Annotated in this window: 17 protein-coding genes; 11 read left to right on the forward strand and 6 right to left on the reverse strand. The window is 68.0% G+C overall.

The features are described 5' to 3' along the window. Window positions 1-130: 130 nt before the first annotated feature. Entirely contained in the window at window positions 131-718 is a 588-nt protein-coding gene (gene folK / locus BJP32_RS02485) for a 2-amino-4-hydroxy-6-hydroxymethyldihydropteridine diphosphokinase (RefSeq protein WP_083673846.1), read from the reverse strand. Between folK and BJP32_RS02490 the strand changes: the two genes are divergently transcribed. Further along, on the forward strand, window positions 717-1,298 hold the full coding sequence (locus BJP32_RS02490; RefSeq protein ID WP_076222705.1) for an NYN domain-containing protein: 582 nt from the start codon (window positions 717-719) through the stop codon (window positions 1,296-1,298). The genes folK and BJP32_RS02490 overlap by 2 nt on opposite strands. Continuing rightward, entirely contained in the window at window positions 1,295-1,939 is a 645-nt protein-coding gene (locus BJP32_RS02495) for a uracil-DNA glycosylase (RefSeq protein WP_076222707.1), read from the forward strand. The genes BJP32_RS02490 and BJP32_RS02495 overlap by 4 nt, the downstream gene beginning before the upstream one ends. 4 nt (window positions 1,940-1,943) lie before the next feature. On the opposite strand, the gene BJP32_RS02500 is transcribed toward BJP32_RS02495, so the two are convergent. Further along, entirely contained in the window at window positions 1,944-3,101 is a 1,158-nt protein-coding gene (locus tag BJP32_RS02500; protein ID WP_112999882.1) for an N-acetylmuramoyl-L-alanine amidase, read from the reverse strand. Window positions 3,102-3,611: 510 nt separating this feature from the next. Here BJP32_RS02500 and BJP32_RS02505 point away from each other — a divergent pair. The 3 genes from BJP32_RS02505 to BJP32_RS02515 are packed head-to-tail and all read left to right on the forward strand — an operon-like array spanning window position 3,612 to window position 8,634. Next, window positions 3,612-6,299 (forward strand): ribonuclease E/G, encoded by a 2,688-nt coding sequence (locus tag BJP32_RS02505; RefSeq protein ID WP_076222709.1) that lies wholly within the window; start codon window positions 3,612-3,614, stop codon window positions 6,297-6,299. A 54-nt stretch (window positions 6,300-6,353) separates the two neighbouring features. Then, window positions 6,354-7,775 (forward strand): M48 family metalloprotease, encoded by a 1,422-nt coding sequence (locus tag BJP32_RS02510; protein WP_003165394.1) that lies wholly within the window; start codon window positions 6,354-6,356, stop codon window positions 7,773-7,775. 43 nt (window positions 7,776-7,818) lie between these two features. After that, window positions 7,819-8,634, forward strand: a complete 816-nt coding sequence (locus BJP32_RS02515; protein WP_076222813.1) for a thioredoxin domain-containing protein — start codon at window positions 7,819-7,821, stop codon at window positions 8,632-8,634. Window positions 8,635-8,659: 25 nt separating this feature from the next. Here the strand turns inward: BJP32_RS02515 and BJP32_RS02520 are convergent, their stop codons facing one another. Together BJP32_RS02520 and thiS are read right to left on the reverse strand one after the other, a co-directional pair. Next, window positions 8,660-9,448, reverse strand: a complete 789-nt coding sequence (locus BJP32_RS02520; protein ID WP_076222711.1) for a thiazole synthase — start codon at window positions 9,446-9,448, stop codon at window positions 8,660-8,662. A gap of 75 nt (window positions 9,449-9,523) precedes the next feature. Continuing rightward, window positions 9,524-9,721: a sulfur carrier protein ThiS gene (gene thiS, locus BJP32_RS17470; RefSeq protein ID WP_003165397.1), complete on the reverse strand. Its 198-nt coding sequence runs from the start codon at window positions 9,719-9,721 to the stop codon at window positions 9,524-9,526. A gap of 193 nt (window positions 9,722-9,914) precedes the next feature. Here thiS and BJP32_RS17025 point away from each other — a divergent pair, with 193 nt between their 5' ends. From BJP32_RS17025 to aat, 5 genes are all read left to right on the forward strand, one after another. After that, window positions 9,915-10,703, forward strand: a complete 789-nt coding sequence (locus BJP32_RS17025) for a hypothetical protein (protein ID WP_143255401.1) — start codon at window positions 9,915-9,917, stop codon at window positions 10,701-10,703. 221 nt (window positions 10,704-10,924) lie between these two features. Further along, window positions 10,925-11,380 (forward strand): type II 3-dehydroquinate dehydratase, encoded by a 456-nt coding sequence (gene aroQ / locus BJP32_RS02530; protein ID WP_076222713.1) that lies wholly within the window; start codon window positions 10,925-10,927, stop codon window positions 11,378-11,380. Between the two features lie 39 nt (window positions 11,381-11,419). Further along, window positions 11,420-11,908 carry an acetyl-CoA carboxylase biotin carboxyl carrier protein gene (gene accB / locus BJP32_RS02535; RefSeq protein ID WP_003165401.1) on the forward strand — a complete coding sequence of 163 codons (489 nt, stop codon included), beginning with the start codon at window positions 11,420-11,422 and terminating at the stop codon, window positions 11,906-11,908. A 5-nt stretch (window positions 11,909-11,913) separates the two neighbouring features. After that, the gene (gene accC, locus BJP32_RS02540) at window positions 11,914-13,266 is read left to right on the forward strand and encodes an acetyl-CoA carboxylase biotin carboxylase subunit (RefSeq protein ID WP_076222715.1); all 1,353 of its coding nucleotides are present in this window, start codon (window positions 11,914-11,916) and stop codon (window positions 13,264-13,266) included. Window positions 13,267-13,276: 10 nt separating this feature from the next. Further along, window positions 13,277-13,972, forward strand: coding sequence for a leucyl/phenylalanyl-tRNA--protein transferase (aat, locus tag BJP32_RS02545; protein WP_076222717.1), 696 nt, complete (start codon window positions 13,277-13,279; stop codon window positions 13,970-13,972). Here the strand turns inward: aat and BJP32_RS02550 are convergent. Together BJP32_RS02550 and BJP32_RS02555 are read right to left on the reverse strand one after the other, a co-directional pair. After that, window positions 13,939-14,637 carry a DUF2155 domain-containing protein gene (locus tag BJP32_RS02550; protein WP_076222719.1) on the reverse strand — a complete coding sequence of 233 codons (699 nt, stop codon included), beginning with the start codon at window positions 14,635-14,637 and terminating at the stop codon, window positions 13,939-13,941. The genes aat and BJP32_RS02550 overlap by 34 nt on opposite strands. Beyond that, complete coding sequence (locus BJP32_RS02555; protein WP_076222814.1) at window positions 14,634-15,026, reverse strand: NADH:ubiquinone oxidoreductase subunit NDUFA12; 393 nt, start codon at window positions 15,024-15,026, stop codon at window positions 14,634-14,636. The genes BJP32_RS02550 and BJP32_RS02555 overlap by 4 nt, the downstream gene beginning before the upstream one ends. 207 nt (window positions 15,027-15,233) lie before the next feature. Between BJP32_RS02555 and BJP32_RS02560 the strand changes: the two genes are divergently transcribed. Continuing rightward, a complete protein-coding gene (locus BJP32_RS02560; RefSeq protein ID WP_076222721.1) occupies window positions 15,234-17,843 on the forward strand; it encodes a hypothetical protein in 2,610 nt (869 codons plus the stop codon). Window positions 17,844-17,875 lie beyond the last annotated feature (32 nt).

A 17,875-nucleotide genomic window follows, 5' to 3' on the forward strand; every position in this document is an offset into this window, starting at 1 on the left:
GAATTTCCTCTGGCGGCAGGGAGAACCGCACAAAATATAGGTTGAAAGCCGATTGTGCAACGCCGCGAAGGCGGCATTGGGGCGGATCGGCGTCAGTTGCGCCTCCCCTCGCCCGACAGACCGCCCGGCGTCAACCCCTCGGCAGGGGTCGAGCATCCTCGCCGACCGTGGCCGCCGCCGCCAGATCGCACGCCCGACGGCCGCAAACCGGATGCGTCCACTCCGGCGCCACCTCAGCCAGCGGCCCCATGACGAACAGCCGGTCGGCCGCGCGCGGATGCGGCAGAATCAGCCCGTTCAGATCGCCGCTGAGCCGCCCATAGGCGATCAAATCCAAATCCAGCGTGCGCGGCGCATTGCGCGCCGTCCGCACCCGACCGAACAGATCCTCGACCCGCCCCAGGGTCCGCATCAGGGTTGAGGCGTCCTGGGCGGTGCTGACCACGGCCACGCCGTTCAGGAAGGGCGGGTCGCTGGGGTCAGGCCAGGCCTGGGACGACCACCAGGACGAACGCGCCAGCACATCGACCCCCTCGGCACGGAACCGGGCCAGCGCCGCTTCCAGCGCCTCGACACAGGACGACCAATCGCCCTTGTCATTGCAGCCCAGTGCGACGATGACTGCCGCGTCCAGATCGGTTTCGCCCCAGGATTCTCCTGCGGCGTCGGTCGGGGCGTTCATTTTCTCGACCATATCGACGGACTCATTTTCGTTCATGACCGACCATCCCGATGACCGCATCGCCCTGTTCATCGACGGCGCCAACCTCTATTCGGCCGCACGCGCCCTGAACTGCGATCTCGACTTCAAGAAGCTGTCCACCTGGTTCGTCGGCGAAGGCCGGTTGATCCGCGCCTATTATTACACGGCCATCGTCGAGGGCGAAGAATTCTCGCCCGTGCGACCGCTGGTCGACTGGCTCGACTACAACGGCTTCACCGTCGTGACCAAGCCGGTCAAGCGCTTCACCGACGCCCAGGGCCACAGCCGCACCAAGGGCAATATGGACATGGAGATCGCCGTCGACATGCTGGAGCTGGCGCCGCGCCTGGATCAGGCGGTGCTGTTCTCGGGCGACGGCGACTTCCGCCGCGTGGTGCAGGCCCTGCAGGCCAAGGGCGTGCGCGTCACCGTCGTCTCGACCGTCAAGAGCCAGCCGCCCCAGATCGCCGACGACCTGCGTCGTCAGGCCGACGCCTTCGTCGATCTGGCCGACATCATGAACCAGGTCGGCAAGCCCAAGGCCGCGATGAATCAGGGCGTGACCCGCACCCTGGACCGGAGCGATCGCGCGTGAGCGCAGCGTTGAACCCGGAACCGGCGCGCGACTGCCCCCTGTGCCCGCGCCTGGTCGCCTATCGCGCCGAGAACGCGCGTCAGAACCCGGACTGGTGGAACGGTCCGGCGCCCTCGTTCGGCGATCCGAACGCGCGTCTGCTGATCGCAGGCCTGGCGCCGGGCCGCACCGGCGCCAACCGCACGGGCCGCCCCTTCACCGGGGACCACGCGGGCTGGCTGCTGTACGACACGCTGAAGAAGACGGGGTTCGCAAAGGGGTCTTACGATCCTGATGGCCACGACGACCTGACGCTGGTCGACTGCATGATCACCAACGCCGTGCGCTGCGCCCCGCCGCAGAACAAGCCGACGGCGACGGAAGAGAACACCTGCCGCCCCTTCCTGGTGGGTCGGCTGGCCGCCCTGCCCCGGCTGAAGGTGATCGTGACCCTGGGCGACGTGTCGCGGCGCAGCATCCTGCGGACGCTGGGCTATCCCGGCTCAGCCATTCCCGCCGGGCATGGCGTCGAGGGTCAGGTCGGCCCCTATACGCTGATCAACAGCTATCACTGCTCGCGACTGAACACGAACACGGGCCGACTGACGGCGGAAATGTTCGAGGACATCTTCAAACGCGCGAAGGCGGCCCTGGAAGCTTGAATCCTCAGCCGCCGGCGATGTCCCCGGCGACCATCACCGGGGCGGCTGGCTCGCGGAAATAGCGGTCGATGCCCTCGGCGACCGAGCGCATCAGGCGGCGACGGGCGCGTTCATCGCTGAGGACGCGCTCATCCTCCGGATTGGTGATGAAGCCCATCTCCAGCAGGATGGCGGGAACGTCCGGCGCCAGCAGCACGGCCAGACCCGCATCGCGGTGACTGCGGCGCAGCAGCGGATGGTCCGCGCCTTCCAGGTGGGTCAGCAGCACCCGCGCGAACTGGGCCGAGCGGTTCTGTGTGGCGCGCTGGGTCATGTCCAGCAGGATGCGGTCGACCGAGGGGTCGCGCCCCGGCAGGCGCAGGTCGCGCTGCCAGTCGTCGCCCTTGGTGAACTCGCGCACGGCGCGACCGGCGCCCTGTTCCGACAGGGTATAGACGCTCGCGCCGCGCAAGGCCGGGTCCGAACCGGCGTCGGCGTGCAGGGAGATGAACAGGTCGGCGCCCGCGTCACGGGCGATCTGCACCCGGCGGCCGTGCACCACATAGACGTCGCCGTCGCGGGTCAGGCGCACGCGATAGCGGCCGGTGCGCTCCAGCGCCGTCTTGAGTTCGCGGGCGGCGGCCAGGGTGACGGCCTTTTCCTGAACATGCTGGCCCTGGGCGCCGGGATCGCGGCCGCCGTGGCCGGCGTCGATGACGATCAGGGGCTTTTCGGCGCGAGCCTGTTCTCGGCGCGGCGCGGCGACCGGAACTGCAGCGGCGGCGCCCGTGGCCTTCAGGTCGATGACGTAGCGATAGTGGTCCACCCCGTCGCCGGGCGGCAGCAGGAAGCGGCGCTCGATCTCGGCGCCGCGCGCCAGGTCCAGCCGCACGCGCGATGCGCCCGAGGCCGCGCTGACCTCATAGCCGCGCACCAGGCCCGAGCCGCTGCCTTCCAGACCGCGCGCAGGATTGACGCCCGCCAGGGACAGGATGACCCGCCCGGCCGAACCGTCCTCGATCACCTGACCGCGCGTCGAGCGGCCCAGATCCAGCACCACGCGGGTCCGCTGGGCGTCGCCGCCGAAACGCAGACGCACGATTTCGCCGTCCGGACCGAAGGCCAGACCGCGCGTCGCCGTAAACGCGACAAGGCAGATGACGACGAACGCAAGGCCGGTCATCGACCACTCGCGCACGCCCCAACGGCTCAGATTGTCACGCCACCGACCCAACATCAGAGGGAAATCGCCCTGCAGTTTAGAAGCCAGGATGAGCCCAGGGTTTAAGGATTTCGTTAAGACCTCTTACCGGCGCGCGGTTCTTTTATTTTCCGCAACATCTGCCTATTATCGGTTCCGCATGCGAACGATCGCGCCGCCCGGCACTGTGTCGGGATCAGGCGCGCCCTCCTCGCGGCGTTGAACTTTTCACCAATTCCGAGGATCGCGCGGCCTGGCCGTCGATCCGAAGATACGGGTTCGGGATGCGGCCTTGATCGGCGCGTCCGGGCCCAGGACCGACAAACCTTATGGGCCGACCCGCCTGCGCTCCCGAACGGCAAGACCATGCCGCTCTCGCTTTTAGCGAGGGGATGACGCGCGCCCTGGCCCCCATTTCCATTCGGCGAGCCGCCCCTATTCCCGCGACTGCGTTCGCGGCGCACGGCCTGGCGCGCCTGAGAGAGACCTTCAATGTCAAAAACCATGTTGATAGACGCGGCGCACGCGGAAGAAACGCGCGTCGCGATCGTGGACGGCCGCCAGGTTGAGGAATTCGATTTCGAATCCCGCGCCCGCCGTCAGCTTCGCGGGAACATCTATCTCGCCAAGGTCACCCGCGTAGAGCCCAGCCTGCAGGCGGCCTTCGTCGAGTACGGCGGAAACCGCCACGGCTTCCTGGCCTTCAACGAAATTCACCCGGATTACTATCAGATCCCCGTCGCCGACCGCGAAGCCATCATGGCCGAAGCGCACGACGACGCGGACGAAGACGACCTGGGCCGTGAATCCGACGACGCCGATTCCGACGGCAAGCTGGCCGACGAGGAACGCCTGAAGCGTCGCCTGATGCGTCGCTACAAGATCCAGGACGTCATCAAGCGCCGCCAGATCCTGCTGGTGCAGGTCGTCAAGGACGAGCGCGGCGCCAAGGGCGCGGCCCTGACCACCTGGCTGTCGCTGGCCGGCCGCTACTGCGTGCTGATGCCGAACACCGGCAAGGGCGGCGGCATCTCGCGCAAGATCACCAACACCTCGGACCGTCGCCGGCTGAAATCCGCCGCCGCCGCGCTGAAGGTGCCGCAGGGCATGGGCCTGATCATCCGCACGGCGGGCGCCAAGCGCACGCGGGCCGAGATCAAGCGCGACTATGAATATCTGCTGCGCCTGTGGGAGACGATTCGCGAACTGACCCTGCGCTCCAACGCGCCGGCGATGATCCACGAGGAAGAGAACCTGGTCCGCCGCGCCGTGCGCGACATGTACGACAAGGACTTCGACGGCATTCAGGTCGAGGGCGTCGAAGGCTTCAAGCAGGCCCGCGACTTCATGCGCGTGCTGATGCCGTCGCAGGCCAAGAAGATCCACCTCTATCAGGGGTCGCGCCCGCTGTTCGCGGCGAACGGCATCGAAGAGGTGCTGACCCAGATTCACCAGCCGGTCGTGCCGCTGAAGTCGGGCGGCTATCTGGTCATCAACCAAACCGAAGCCCTGGTCGCCATCGACGTGAACTCCGGCCGCGCCACCAAGGAGCGCAACGTCGAGGCCACGGCCACCAAGACCAACCTGGAAGCCGCCGTCGAGGCCGCCCGCCAGCTGCGCCTGCGCGACCTGGCCGGTCTGATCGTCATCGACTTCATCGACATGGACGAGGGCAAGAACAACCGCGCGGTTGAGAAGGCCCTCAAGGACGCCCTGGCCAAGGACCGCGCCCGCATCCAGATGGGCCGCATCTCGGGCTTCGGCCTGATGGAGATCAGCCGTCAGCGTCGCCGCCTGGGCGTGATCGAAGGCGCCACCGAGGTCTGCGAATGCTGCCAGGGCGCCGGGCGGGTCCGTTCGGCCGAATCCGCGGCCCTGACCACCCTGCGCGCCGTCGACATCGAGGCCGGCAAGAACGGCGCGGGTTCGGTGAACCTGCGCGTCTCGACCGCCGTGGCGCTGTATATCCTGAACCACAAGCGCGCCTATCTGCAGTTCCTGCTGGAAGAGCGCGGCCTGAACGTCATCATCCAGATCGACGACAGCCTGGCCCAGGGCGAGCACTCGATCGAGCGCACCGAAACGAACGAGGACTTTGTCGCTCCCGAAAGCCACATCGACCTGGCCGACCTGGACGACGGCTTCGACGACAGCGCCTATCACGACGAGGACGAAGACGCCGAGGACGAAGACGACTTCGGCGACGACGAGGACGAGGCCGATCTCGACCGCGAGGACGAGGACGACGACGAGGCCCGCGCCCGCTCCGAACAGGACGACGACAGCCGCGGCGGACGCCGCCGTCGCCGTCGCGGCGGTCGCCGTGACGAAGAAACCGAAGCCGCCGCTTCCGACGATGACGACGACAGCCGGGGCGGCCGCCGCCGCCGGGGCCGTCGCGGCGGTCGCCGGATGCGCGAGGAAGGCGAACGCGACGTCTACGCCTGGGTGCGCGGCCGCACGCCGTCGCTGCAGGATCCTTACGTCTGGTTCGACCCGATCAACCCGGTCGCCCCTCGCCCCGAACGCAAGGACGAGCGCAGGCCGGAGGCCGCCGGCGAGGATACGGCTCAGGACGTCGGCCTGGACCAGGTCGCCGCTTCGGAAGAAGGCCGCAACGGCCGCTCGCGCCGTCGTCGCGGCCGCGGCCGGGGTCGCGGTCAGGGCGAACTGACCCACGGAACCAAGGTCGAAGACCGCGCCGCCAATGAAGGCCTGCCGCCCGTCGGCTCGCCCGACACGCCGATCGCCGTGGTGATCGAAGGCGAAGCGACCGAGGCGCCCGCCGCTGAAGCCGCTCCGGCCGTCGAACAGGCCGAAGCGCCCAAGCGCCGCCGCGTGCGCCGCAAGGTCAGCGCCGCCGCCGCGGAAGACGCGACGGCAGCCGCCCCGGTTGAGGCCGAGGTCGCGCCGGTCGAAGCCGACCAGCCCGTCCCCGCCGAACTGGACGTGCCGCCCGCCGTGGCCGCCCGCGTCGAACAGGCAATCGAAGAAGCCCTCGAAGAGGCTCTTGGCGAGATCCCGGCCGTCGCCGAGAGCGTGGTCGAAGAGGCTGTCGTGCTGGCCGATCCGGTCCCAGCGCCGACGGCCGAGGTCGACATCGCGGCCATCATCGCCGACGATCCGAACCAGATCGGCGCGCCGCCCGCCAAGCCCAAGCGGGGCTGGTGGCGCCGTTGATCGGACACGATTAAGCTGGAAGCTGCGGGGGAGACTATCGCTCTGGAGATCGTCATGACCAGGACGCCCCCCGCCGCAACCCGCTTTCGGCGCTATCTGGCCGCCGGCGTCGGCGCCCTCGCGGTGCTGGCCTCGGCCGCCGCGGCCCAGGCGCAGAGCCTGATCCGGGACACCGAGATCGAGGGTATCATCCATGAGTGGTCCGAGCCGGTGCTCGACGCCATGGGGCTGGACCCGAACGAGGTCGAGATCCTGCTGGTCAACGACAACGACCTGAACGCCTTCGCCACGCGCGGGCGGATCATGGGGTTGAACACCGGCCTGATCCTGCGGACCAAGAGCCCCAATCAGCTCCTGGGCGTGATCGCCCACGAGGCGGGCCACATCAAGAACCGCCACACCCTGCGCGACGGCGCCCAGAACGCCGGGATGCAGCCGATGATCATGACCATGGCGCTGGGCGCCCTGGCCGCGATCGCCGGCGCGCCGGACGCGGGCGCGGCCCTGCTGGCCTCCAGCCAGTATTTCGGCACGCTCGGCGCCCTGCGTTACATGCAGAGCCAGGAGGGCGAGGCCGACATCACCGGCGCCCGCGCCCTGGAACGCGCCGGGGAATCCGGACGCGGCATGGTCGAGTTCTTTGAGAACTTCCGCGCCCAGGAAATCTTCTCGGATCAGCGTCGCTATCCCTATTTCCGCAGCCACCCCCTGTCCTCGCAGCGGATCGAAGCCCTGCGCCGCCCGGTCGAGGCCGCCTCCCACTACGACAAGCGGGACAGCGACGCGCGCATGGCCCAGCACGCCCTGGTCGTGGCCAAGATCCGCGCCTTCATGGACGCGCCCAACGCCACCTTGCGCGACTATCCGTCCAGCGACGTCACCCTGCCCGCCCGCTACGCCCGCGCCATCGCCTGGTATCGCGACGGCCAGACGCAGAAGGCGCTGGACGCGGTCGACGTCCTGTTGGCCGAACAGCCCGAGAACCCCTATTTCTGGGAGCTGAAGGGCCAGATCCTGTTCGAGGAAGGCCGCCCGGCCGAAGCCCTGGGCGCGCATGAGAAATCGGTCGAGCTGAAGCCGGACGCCCCCCTGCTGCGCATCAACCTGGCTCACGCCCTGATCGAGACCAGCGACGCCTCCAAACTGACCGAAGCCGAGAACCAGCTGAAGCGCGCACTGGCGCTTGAGCCGGAGAACACCATGGGCTGGCGCCTGCTGTCCCAGGCCTACGCCAGTCAGGGCAAGGAGGGCGAGGCCCGCCTGGCGTCGGCGGAATACTGGTTCGCCCTGCGTCGCCCGGATCAGGCCGCCCAGTTCGCCATGCGCGCCCGCGACATGCTGGACCGCAGCTCCATCGAATGGCGCCGGGCCACCGACATCGTCCTGGCCTCGGGCGCGACCGAAAAAGACATCACCGACGCCGAGCGCCGCAATGAACAGCGCAGCCGCTCCGGCGTCATTCCGCCCGGCGCCTGACGCCGACTCCGCCTTCCCTCTTTTTGCGCCTGACGAGACCTTGATGACCGACGACGCCCGCGAACCCGGCCCTGAAACCGACCAACCCGCCGTGACGCCGCCCGCCGCCAAGGGCCGCTTCGCCCTGTCGGGAACCGTTTTGGGCGGCGCCGCCGTGGCCATGTCGGCGGTCGCCCTGGCGCTGTCGGCCGCGCCCTATCTGAGCGGCGGTTTCGGCGGCAAGGTGCGCGACTATCTGATCAGCAACCCTCAGGTGCTGGACGAAGTCCTGGCCGCGCGCGAGACGATGGAATCCCAATCGCGCGTCCAGACCATCAACGCCGCCGCCGCCGCCAACCCGGCCCTGCTGGCCGTCGATGCGCGCGATCCCGCCTTCGGCCCGGCCAACGCCAAGGTGACGGTGATCGAATTCTTCGACTTCCGCTGCCCCGGCTGCAAGGCCGTGGCGCCGGAGTATCGCGCCCTGATGGCCGCCCATCCGGACGTGCGCTTCGTCTTCAAGGACTGGCCGATTCTGGACCGGGGCGAGGACGTCTCCTCGCAATACGCCGCCCGCGCCGCCCTGGCCGCGCATCAACAAGGCAAGTATCTGGCCGTCTATGACTCTCTGATGGCGGAACGGGCGCTGGACCGCGCCTCCATCGACCGCATCCTGGCCGACAACGGCGTCGACATGGCCAAGGCCAACGCCGCCATCTCGGCCCCCGAGATGACGCGCCACGTCACCGACATTCATGCCGCCGCCGCTGCGCTCGGCCTGCAGGGCACGCCGACCTTCTTCATCAACGGCGTCGCCAGCCCCGGTATCGACCCGCGCGAGGTCGGCGCCCTGATCGAAGCGGCCAAGAAAAAGGGCTGACCTTCCGGTCAGCCCCTGAGCCTTCTCAGATCAGCCCCGCCAACGGCGAGGACGGGTCGGCGTAGAACCGCTTCTTCATCCGCCCGGCCAGGTAGGATTCACGCCCTGCGATGACCGCGTGCTTCATGGCGCTGGCCATCAGCAGGGGATCGCGCGCCTCGGCGATGGCGGTGTTCATCAGCACGCCGTCGCAGCCCAGTTCCATGGCGATGGCCGCGTCCGAGGCCGTGCCGACGCCTGCGTCGACCAGCACCGGCACCTTGGACTGCTCGACGATCAGACGGATGTTGATCGGGTTTTGCACCCCCAGCCCCGAGCCGATCGGCGCGCCCAGCGGCATGATGGCCACGGCGCCCGCGTCCTCCAGCTTGCGCGCATAGACGGGGTCGTCGGTGCAATAGACCATGACCTCAAAGCCCTCGGCGGTCAGCAGCTTCAGCGACCGCAGGGTCTCCTCCATGTCGGGGAACAGGGTCTTGGGGTCCGCCAGAACCTCCAGCTTGACCAGGGTCCAGCCGCCCGCCTCGCGCGCCAGACGCAGGGTCCGCACCGCGTCCTCGCCGGTGAAGCAGCCCGCCGTATTGGGCAGATAGGTATATTTCTTCGGGTCGATGAAGTCCGTCAGCACCGGCTGGTTCGGATCGGTCAGGTTCACCCGGCGCACGGCCACGGTGACCATCTCGGCGCCCGAAGCCTTGGCCGCCGCCGCGTTCTGGGCGTAGTCGCGATACTTGCCGGTGCCCACGATCAGGCGCGAGTTGAAGGTGCGGCCGGCGACGGTCCAGCTGTCGGTGCGGGGGGCGGTGTCAGTCATGCCCCTGACCTAGCGCCGCCCGCCGCCGGGGGGAAGCGGCGTTGCGGGATTTGATCGGCCCCACGCTTCTACTGCTCAGCCCCCGCCGACGAACTGCACCAGTTCGATCTTGTCGCCCTCGGCCAGCGCCGTCTCGCCGTGCAGCGAGCGCGGCACGATCTCCAGATTACGCTCGACCGCCACCTTCTTCGGATCCAGCGACAGTTCCTGAACCAGTCCCAGAATGGTCGTGGCGGCGGTGTCCCGCGCCTCGCCGTTGACTTCGATACGCAAACTGTTCGCTCCAAGAGTGTAGGGTGGAGAGGCTGAGCCTTCGAGAAAGTCAGATAATGGGGACTCAGGCGTGCGACATCAAATCCACGGCGTAAGCACCCCATTGCGGACGCTGCAGTGGCATTCCATCGTTATTGAATGCCGAGAAGGAATCGCGGCGCGTCTCTTAGGGGGAAGTATGTCAGAGACAAAATTGACCGCAGATGACCGATTGGTGATGCCGTCACATGTAAAGCGGGGAACCCCCGCACTAAACACGTTCATAAATTCCCAGTTGGAGGTGGCTGCCGCCTTCTTTTTCACGACTGAATTGGCTTCTCGCGCTGACAAAACGCGGACCGAAGCAGCCAAGGCATTGATGCAGCTCGTCGACAAAGACGACCCCAAACGTGCCTCCTACGAGGAAACTATTAGCAGGCCGAATATAGTTGCAAAAAAACTTGCTCAGTACCGTCGCGTACATTCTGAAAATTTGGTCAACAACACTGTAAATGCTTTCAATCGTTACCTCTCGGAAGCAATACAAACATGCATAATCAAAGAACCACGTCTGCTGTCTTCCGAAGATACAGTTCCGGTACGCAACATAATTGGACTCAGCAGCATGAAAGACGTGATCGAGATTTTGGTTGAACGACGCATAAATAAATTGAGTTATGGCAGCATTTCCGACATTTCTGACTACATAGACAAACACCTTGGAATTCGTCTTTTTTCAAATTCTGATCGCGAAGCATGGGTCAAGCTTGCAATCGAAGTTAGAAATATCAACGTGCACAATGGCGGCATTGTGAATGCCATCTTTCTTGATCGCGTGAGAGACCGGAGAGGCGAAACCTTTATCGCTGGCAATAGGCACCATACAGACTGGACGCTATACACTACAATCACAGCCAACATGGTGAGGACTGCGTGTGAGTTCGATGACGCCATCGCGAAGAAGTTCAAGCTGGTTCGTAAAAAAAGGCCCATCCCATTTTGACCAATGAGTTCAATCCACGCTCGCGAGAGCACTACATTCGCGGCCCGTAGCCACTCCTTCAGCGGAGCCCCATCCCCCTTGTCCGGCAGCGCCCTGTGCATCATGCCCTGCATCATCCTCCCCCTACGTCACCCTTTTTCCCCGCCCGCTTTGCGCCGCGCGCCACCTAGGCTACAACGCGCGCTCGATTCCGCGCGGCGGCGCGCCTGTTTTGCGAGCGAATGCCCGAAACTCTCACCCTGTATGTCCTGAACGGGCCGAACCTGAACCTACTGGGGGTTCGGGAGCCGGATATCTATGGCCGCGAGACGCTGGCCGACGTTCAGGCCATGTGCGAGGCGGCGGCCGAGGGCGCGCGCGTCGTTTTCCGCCAGTCGAACCATGAAGGCCAGTTGGTCGACTGGATTCAGGAGGCTAGAGCCGAGGCCGACGCCCTGGTCATCAATCCGGCCGCCTTCACCCACACCTCTGTGGCCCTGCTGGACGCGCTGAAGACGCTGAGCATCCCCGTGGTCGAGTGCCACCTGTCGAACCCCGCCGCACGCGAGGCGTTTCGGCATCACTCCTATGTGTCCCTGGCCGCGACCGGCGTGATCGCCGGCTTCGGCCCCCGCAGCTATGAATTGGCCGTCCGGGCCGCTCTGGACCTGGCGCGCCGCGCCGGGGCCAAGGGCTGACCGCCACGCGCCGTCTAAGATCAAGTAGAAGAGACCCTCATGTCCGACGACAAGAACAAGAACATCGACGCCGACCTGGTCCGCAGCCTGGCCGACATCCTGAACGACACCGACCTGACAGAGATCGAGGTCGAGCGCGGCGATCTGAAGATCAAGGTGAAGCGCGAAGTCACCGTCGCCGCCGCCCCGATCCAGTACGCCGCCGCCCCGGCCCCGGTCGCCCACGCCGCGCCGGCCGCCGCAGCGCCGCTCTCCATGCCGTCGGACCCGGCCACCATCGTCGCCCGCGCCGGCGAAGAGGTGAAGTCGCCGATGGTCGGCACCGCCTATCTGCAGCCCGCGCCGGGCGCCGATCCCTTCATCAAGGTCGGCGACAAGGTGAAGAAGGGCCAGACCCTGGTCATCGTCGAAGCCATGAAGACCATGAACCCGATCCAGTCGCCGCGCGACGGCGTCGTGGCTGAAATCCTGGTGGGCGACGCCCAGCCGGTCGAGTTCGGCGAAGCCCTGGTCGTGCTGGAAGCCTGAGCCCCATGTTCACCAAGGTTTTGATCGCCAACCGCGGCGAGATCGCGCTTCGCATCCACCGCGCGTGCAAGGAGATGGGCATCTCCACCGTCGCCGTGCATTCCGAAGCCGACCGCGGCGCCATGTGGGTGCGCCTGGCCGACGAGAGCGTCTGCATCGGCCCCGCGCCGGCGGCCAAGTCCTATCTGAACATCCCCTCGATCATCGCGGCGGCGGAAATCACCGGCGCCCAGGCGATCCACCCCGGCTACGGCTTCCTGTCGGAGAACGCCCGCTTCGCCGAGATCGTCGAGGCCCACGGCCTAGCCTTCATCGGCCCCAAGCCCGAGCATATCCGGGTCATGGGCGACAAGATCACCGCCAAGCAGACCGTCAAGGACGCAGGCATCCCCGTCGTTCCCGGCTCTGACGGCGAAGTCGAGACGGTCGAACAGGCCATCGAGGCGTCCAAGACCATCGGCTTCCCCCTGATCGTCAAGGCGGCCGCCGGCGGCGGCGGGCGCGGCATGAAGGTGGCGATGACGGCCGACGACCTAGTCGAGGCCGTGCAGACCGCCCAATCCGAGGCCCTGGCCGCCTTCGGCAACGGCGCCGTCTACATGGAGCGCTACCTCCAGAAGCCGCGCCACATCGAGATCCAGGTCATCGCCGACAGCCATGGCAACGTCGTCCACCTGGGCGAACGCGACTGCTCGCTGCAACGCCGTCACCAGAAGGTGCTGGAAGAGGCCCCCTCGCCCGCCCTGTCGGCCGAGGGCCGCGCGAGGATCGGCGAGACGGTCAACAAGGCCATCGCCGCCATCGGCTACCTGGGCGCCGGGACCATCGAGTTCCTGTGGGAGGACGGCGAGTTCTTCTTCATCGAGATGAACACCCGCCTGCAGGTCGAACACCCGGTCACGGAGATGATCACGGGCGTCGATCTGGTGCGCGAACAGATCCGCATCGCCGCGGGCCTGCCGCTGTCGTTCACGCAGGACGACATCGAGTTCAAGGGCCACGCCATCGAGGTGCGGATCAACGCCGAGAACTCGGAGACCTTCACCCCGTCGCCGGGCACGATCACCGAGTTCCACGCCCCGGGCGGTCTGGGCGTGCGTCTGGATAGCGCCATCTACGCCGGCTATTCGATCCCGCCCTATTACGACAGCCTGATCGGCAAGCTGATCGTCCACGGCCGCGATCGCGAAGAGGCGCTGGCCCGTCTGAAGCGTTCGTTGGGCGAGACGGTCATCAGCGGCGTCGACACCACCATCCCCCTGTTCCAGAAGCTGTTGCAGGAGCCGGACATCCTGTCGGGCGACTACGACATCCACTGGCTGGAGAAATGGGCGGCGGCGCAAAAGGCCAAGGCCTAAGGCGCCTCTCTTGGACGAGCCGGGCTTCAGCGCGAGCGGCCCTTCCGACGTCTTCGGACCGGAAGCGCTGCTCGCCTGCTACGCGCGGGGGGTCTTCCCCATGGCCGAGGCGCATGATGATCCGCGCGTCTTCCTGGTCGAGCCGGACCAGCGGGGCGTCATACCGCTGGATCGCTTCCACATTCCGTCACGCCTGCGCCGCACCGTGCGAGGCGAGCCGTTTCAGGTGCGGGTGAACACGGCCTTCGCCGCCGTGCTGGACGCCTGCGCTGCGCCCGCGCCGGGGCGCGAAGACACCTGGATCAACGCTCCGATCCGCCGCCTCTACGTCGAACTGCATCAGCGCGGCTTCGCCCACAGCATCGAGTGCTGGCGAGACGAGACGCTGGTCGGCGGCCTGTACGGCGTGACGTTGGGCGGCGCCTTCTTCGGCGAGAGCATGTTCAGCCGGGCCACGGACGCCTCCAAGGTCGCCTTGGTCCATCTGGTCGCACGGCTGAGAAAGGGCGGCTGGCGCCTGCTGGACGCGCAGTTCCTGACCGACCACCTCAGCCAGTTCGGCGCCGTGGAGACGCCGCAGGAAGCTTATCTGCGGATGCTGCCCTGGGCCTTGCAGGCGACGCCGGACGACGCCGCCCTCATGGCGCCGATGAGCGGCGCCGAAGCCGTGGCTTACGCCTTACAGCCGACCACCCAGGCGTCGTAGATCGGGTGTTGCAGCCCGCTGACGCTGGGCGACGAGGCGAACATCCAGCCCTTGAACACCTGACGCGCCTCGGTCGGCGCCGCCAGGCCGCGCGGCTGAACCCCGACCTCCATATAGGCGATGGCGTCCTCGGTCATTTCATCCGAAGCGGAGACCTCGCAGGCGCGGGCCTTGAACAGCAGGGTCTTGCCGAAGCGCACAGGGCGACCGCCGACCTCGACCTCGAACCGCATGGTCTCGGCCGTGGTCTTGTCGACCGCCTGGATGACGGCGATGCGACGGCGCTGACGCACGCCCGGCGGCGTGGTCGGAGCGGCGGGCGCGGGCGCGGCCTCTTCCTCTTCGGCGGTCAGGTCTTCCGGGACTTCTTCCTGAACGGCGACTTCCTGTCCCTGGACCGCGACGGTCGGGACGCCCGGTTGCGCGGGCGCGGTCGGCGCCGCCGGATTCGTCGCCGGGGACTGGCCCCCGTTAGCGGGCGGAGTCTGCGGCTGGACGGGCTGCAGCGGCGTGCGGCCGGTGTCGCGCAGCAGGTCGCCGATCGGATCGGCCGGAGCCGGCGTCGCGTCCTGCGGCAGGTCCATCAGGGCGCTGGCCACGCCGGCGCCCGAGATCGCCAGTCCCGCGACGACCACCCCGGCCAGCAGGACATGGCGAAGGGTCATTCCGGGCTCCAGGCCTGATAGTCGCCGGTGGCGGCCGGGCGTTGGCCCAAAGCGGCCAGCGAGCCTTGCGGACGGCGCGCCATCGGCGTGCCCGTCAGGTTCGGCAGGTGATCCTTTTCCCACGCCTGGCGCGGCAGCGGGCGCTCGGCCGGGGTCTCGTCATAGGTGTAGCGCAGCCAGCCCTGCCATTCCGGCGGCACCTTGGTCGCCTCGGCGTAACCGTCATAGATGACCCAGCGGCGCTTGCGGCCGTCATAGCTGACGCCGTCGCGGGATTCGTAATAGCGGTTGCCGAACTCGTCCGTGCCGACCAGTTGGCCGCGTTTGCCGACGGTGAACAGGGTGCCGATCGTGGCGCCGTTCCACCAGGTGAAGATCTTGCTCAGCACGTCGTCGAACTCACTCGAATCCACCGCCCAGGGAAGGTCCGGCGGCGCAGGCCGATCATAGAAACCGCGACGCCCTACGTCCAGCATGGAGCGCACGCGAAACGCCTCAACATCTTGTGGGCAACCCCCGCACGAACCACAACATACGTTGAACGCCCATCAGATCTGTCGGTAAGCTGGTTCAGACGACATGCGTGGAGACGTGGAATGCGCTTCAAGGCTCACTTTGCTCCTCTCGCCGCGACGCTCGCTTTCGAGCCCCGCGAGATCGAGCGCGGTCGCGCCCTGACGCCGGTCACAGCGCCCGCCGGGTGGACCGATGTCCGCGTCGAAGCCTGGCTGGACTGGGCTGAAAGCCAGGCGCCGTCGCCCCCCCATGCCCTCGACGACGCCATCCACGGTTGGGCCGCGCGACTGGCGTCCGAGGGGAGTGAAAGCGGCGCCCTGGCTACGACGGCCGAGGCCGAGCGATTCGCTGCTGAACTCGCAGCGTCCGTGCTGCTGGGCCTCGCCGCCCCCGCCTTGCCGACGATGAACGGCTTCCTGCCGCTGATCGACCTGTCCGAACCGGATGCGACGCAGGCCCTGTCGGCCCAGGCCGCCGCCTGGCGCGGGCGTCGCCTGTCCTCGCGCGCGACCGAAGCCCTGGCCAAGGCGCTGGGCGAGGTCGCCGACGCCGTCTCCCGTTGCGAAGGCCCGCGCGAAGCCTGCGCCGATCCCGCCGCCAACCCGGCCCTGGCCCGCGCGGCCGTGGCGGCGCGCCGCTGCGGCGCCGCCGACGCCGACATCCTGCGCGCCATTCAGGGCGAGCCCGCCGATCTCACGATCGAGGCCGCCGAACATCCCGCCGCCCTGCCCGTTCTGGCGGCGCGCGACACCACCGCGTCGGGCGATCCCCGAACCGCCGCCGTGGCCGAGGCCGTGCAGGAAGGCCCGGTCGTGGTCGTCTTCTCGCCCTCCGACGCCGAGGCCATGGCCGCCGCCCAGACGGGCGCGCGAGCGATCCTGAACCTGCCCGCCCTGGCGGCGCTGGCCGGGGCGGACTTCGACGCATCCCTGGACGCGCTGATCGCCCTGTGGACCACGGCGCTGGACATCGAACTGGGCCGGACGAGCCAGGCCGAGGCGCAGGCTGCGCGGCCCATCGCCCTGGGCCTCGGCGGTCTGGCGGATTGGGCGGTCGGCCAGGACGGGACCGACCCTGCCGCGCAGGCGTCCGCCCTCGGGCGGCGCGTCGCTGACATGGCGTGTCAGGCCTCCTGCGATCTGGCGGCCCGACTGGCGCCCTGCCCTGAATGGGCGACCGCCAAGGATGACGTCATCGCCGCGCTTCACGCGCAAGGACGCGACGCCGCCCCGCTGAAGCAGAGCGGGCGGCGCAACGCCGTGATCAGCCTGTTCGTCGACGAGGCCGAGCTGGACCTGCGGCTGGGCCTGTCGCCGTTCGGCGCGACGGATGTGTTCCAGACCGCCGACGACGAAATCGCCCGGCGCCTGAGGCCCGCCCTGGCCGCCGCCATCGTCGCGGCGGGCGGCGACGCCGAGGCGGCGGAACGCCATCTGTTCGGCCGCCGCACCCTGGCCGAGGCGCCGGGCGTGAGCCACGGACGCCTGCGCGAACTGGGGTTCACCGATCTGGAGTTGGAGGCCATCGAGCGCGCCCTGGCCCTGGTCGAAGACTTCGGGCCCGCCTTCGCTCCGCCGGTGCTGGACGCGGGCTTCATCGGCGACGTGCTGGGACTGACGCCGGACGAGGGCGCCCTGCTGCCCCGCCTGGGTTTCACGGCCGAAGAGATCGACGCCGCGACCGCCTATGTCTTCGGCCGACCGGACCTGTCGGACTGGGATCAGGCGCCGCTATCGCTGACGGTCCTGCTGGCGACGTCGGGCGCCGATCTGGAGGCGGCGCTGCGCCAGACGATCGAGCCGTTCAGCGACGCGCCCGACGCTCGCCCCCGCCTGTTGGATTGGCGCGCCGACGCCATGCAGATAAGCCGCGCCATCGCCGACGGCGCGCGCGACGATCGCCGCGCTGTCGCCCTGCGCCGCGCAGAAGCCCCGCTCAGCTTCCGCCTGACCCTGCCCGAGGTCGAAGCCCCCCGCCGCGCCGAGGCCCTGCCGCAAGCCGCGCCCCAGACCGTCGAGCGCGTGGTCGAGAAGGTGGTCGAGCGCGACCGCACCCGCCGCCGCCTGCCCGACCGCCGCAAGGGCTATATCCAGAAAGCCTCGGTCGGCGGCCACAAGGTCTATATCCATACCGGCGAATACGAAGACGGCGAACTGGGCGAGATCTTCATCGACATGCACAAGGAAGGCGCCGCCTTCCGCTCGATGATGAACAACTTCGCCATCGCCATCTCCATCGGCCTGCAATACGGCGTGCCGCTGGACGAGTTCGTGGACGCCTTCGTCTTCACCCGGTTCGAGCCGTCCGGGCGGGTCACGGGGAACGATTCCATTCGTTCGGCGACCTCCATCCTCGACTATGTGTTCCGCGAGCTGGGCGTCTCCTATCTGGACCGTCGCGAACTGGCGCAGGTCACGCCCGAGGCCGCCAATCTGGACGGCATGGACGGCGCCCCGACCGACGCGCCCCAGCCCGTGCCCGCCGCCCGCTTCATCTCCAAGGGCTTCGCGCGGGGCGCCGCGCCCGACAATCTGATCGTCGCCCCCTTTGGCCGGAAGGAGCCGTCGCCGCGCACCACGCCGCCCGTGCAGGCCGGCCCCTGTCCCGAGTGCGGCGACCTGATGCTGACGGACCGGAACGGGACGCCGGTGTGCGGCGCCTGCGGCGCGGCGCCCCAAGTTCAAGGTTGAAACGGGACGCACTGTCCCGAAACGGCGGCCCG

Source organism: Brevundimonas sp. ZS04 (assembly GCF_001956865.1).
In the GTDB taxonomy this organism is placed as follows: Bacteria; Pseudomonadota; Alphaproteobacteria; order Caulobacterales; family Caulobacteraceae; genus Brevundimonas; species Brevundimonas diminuta.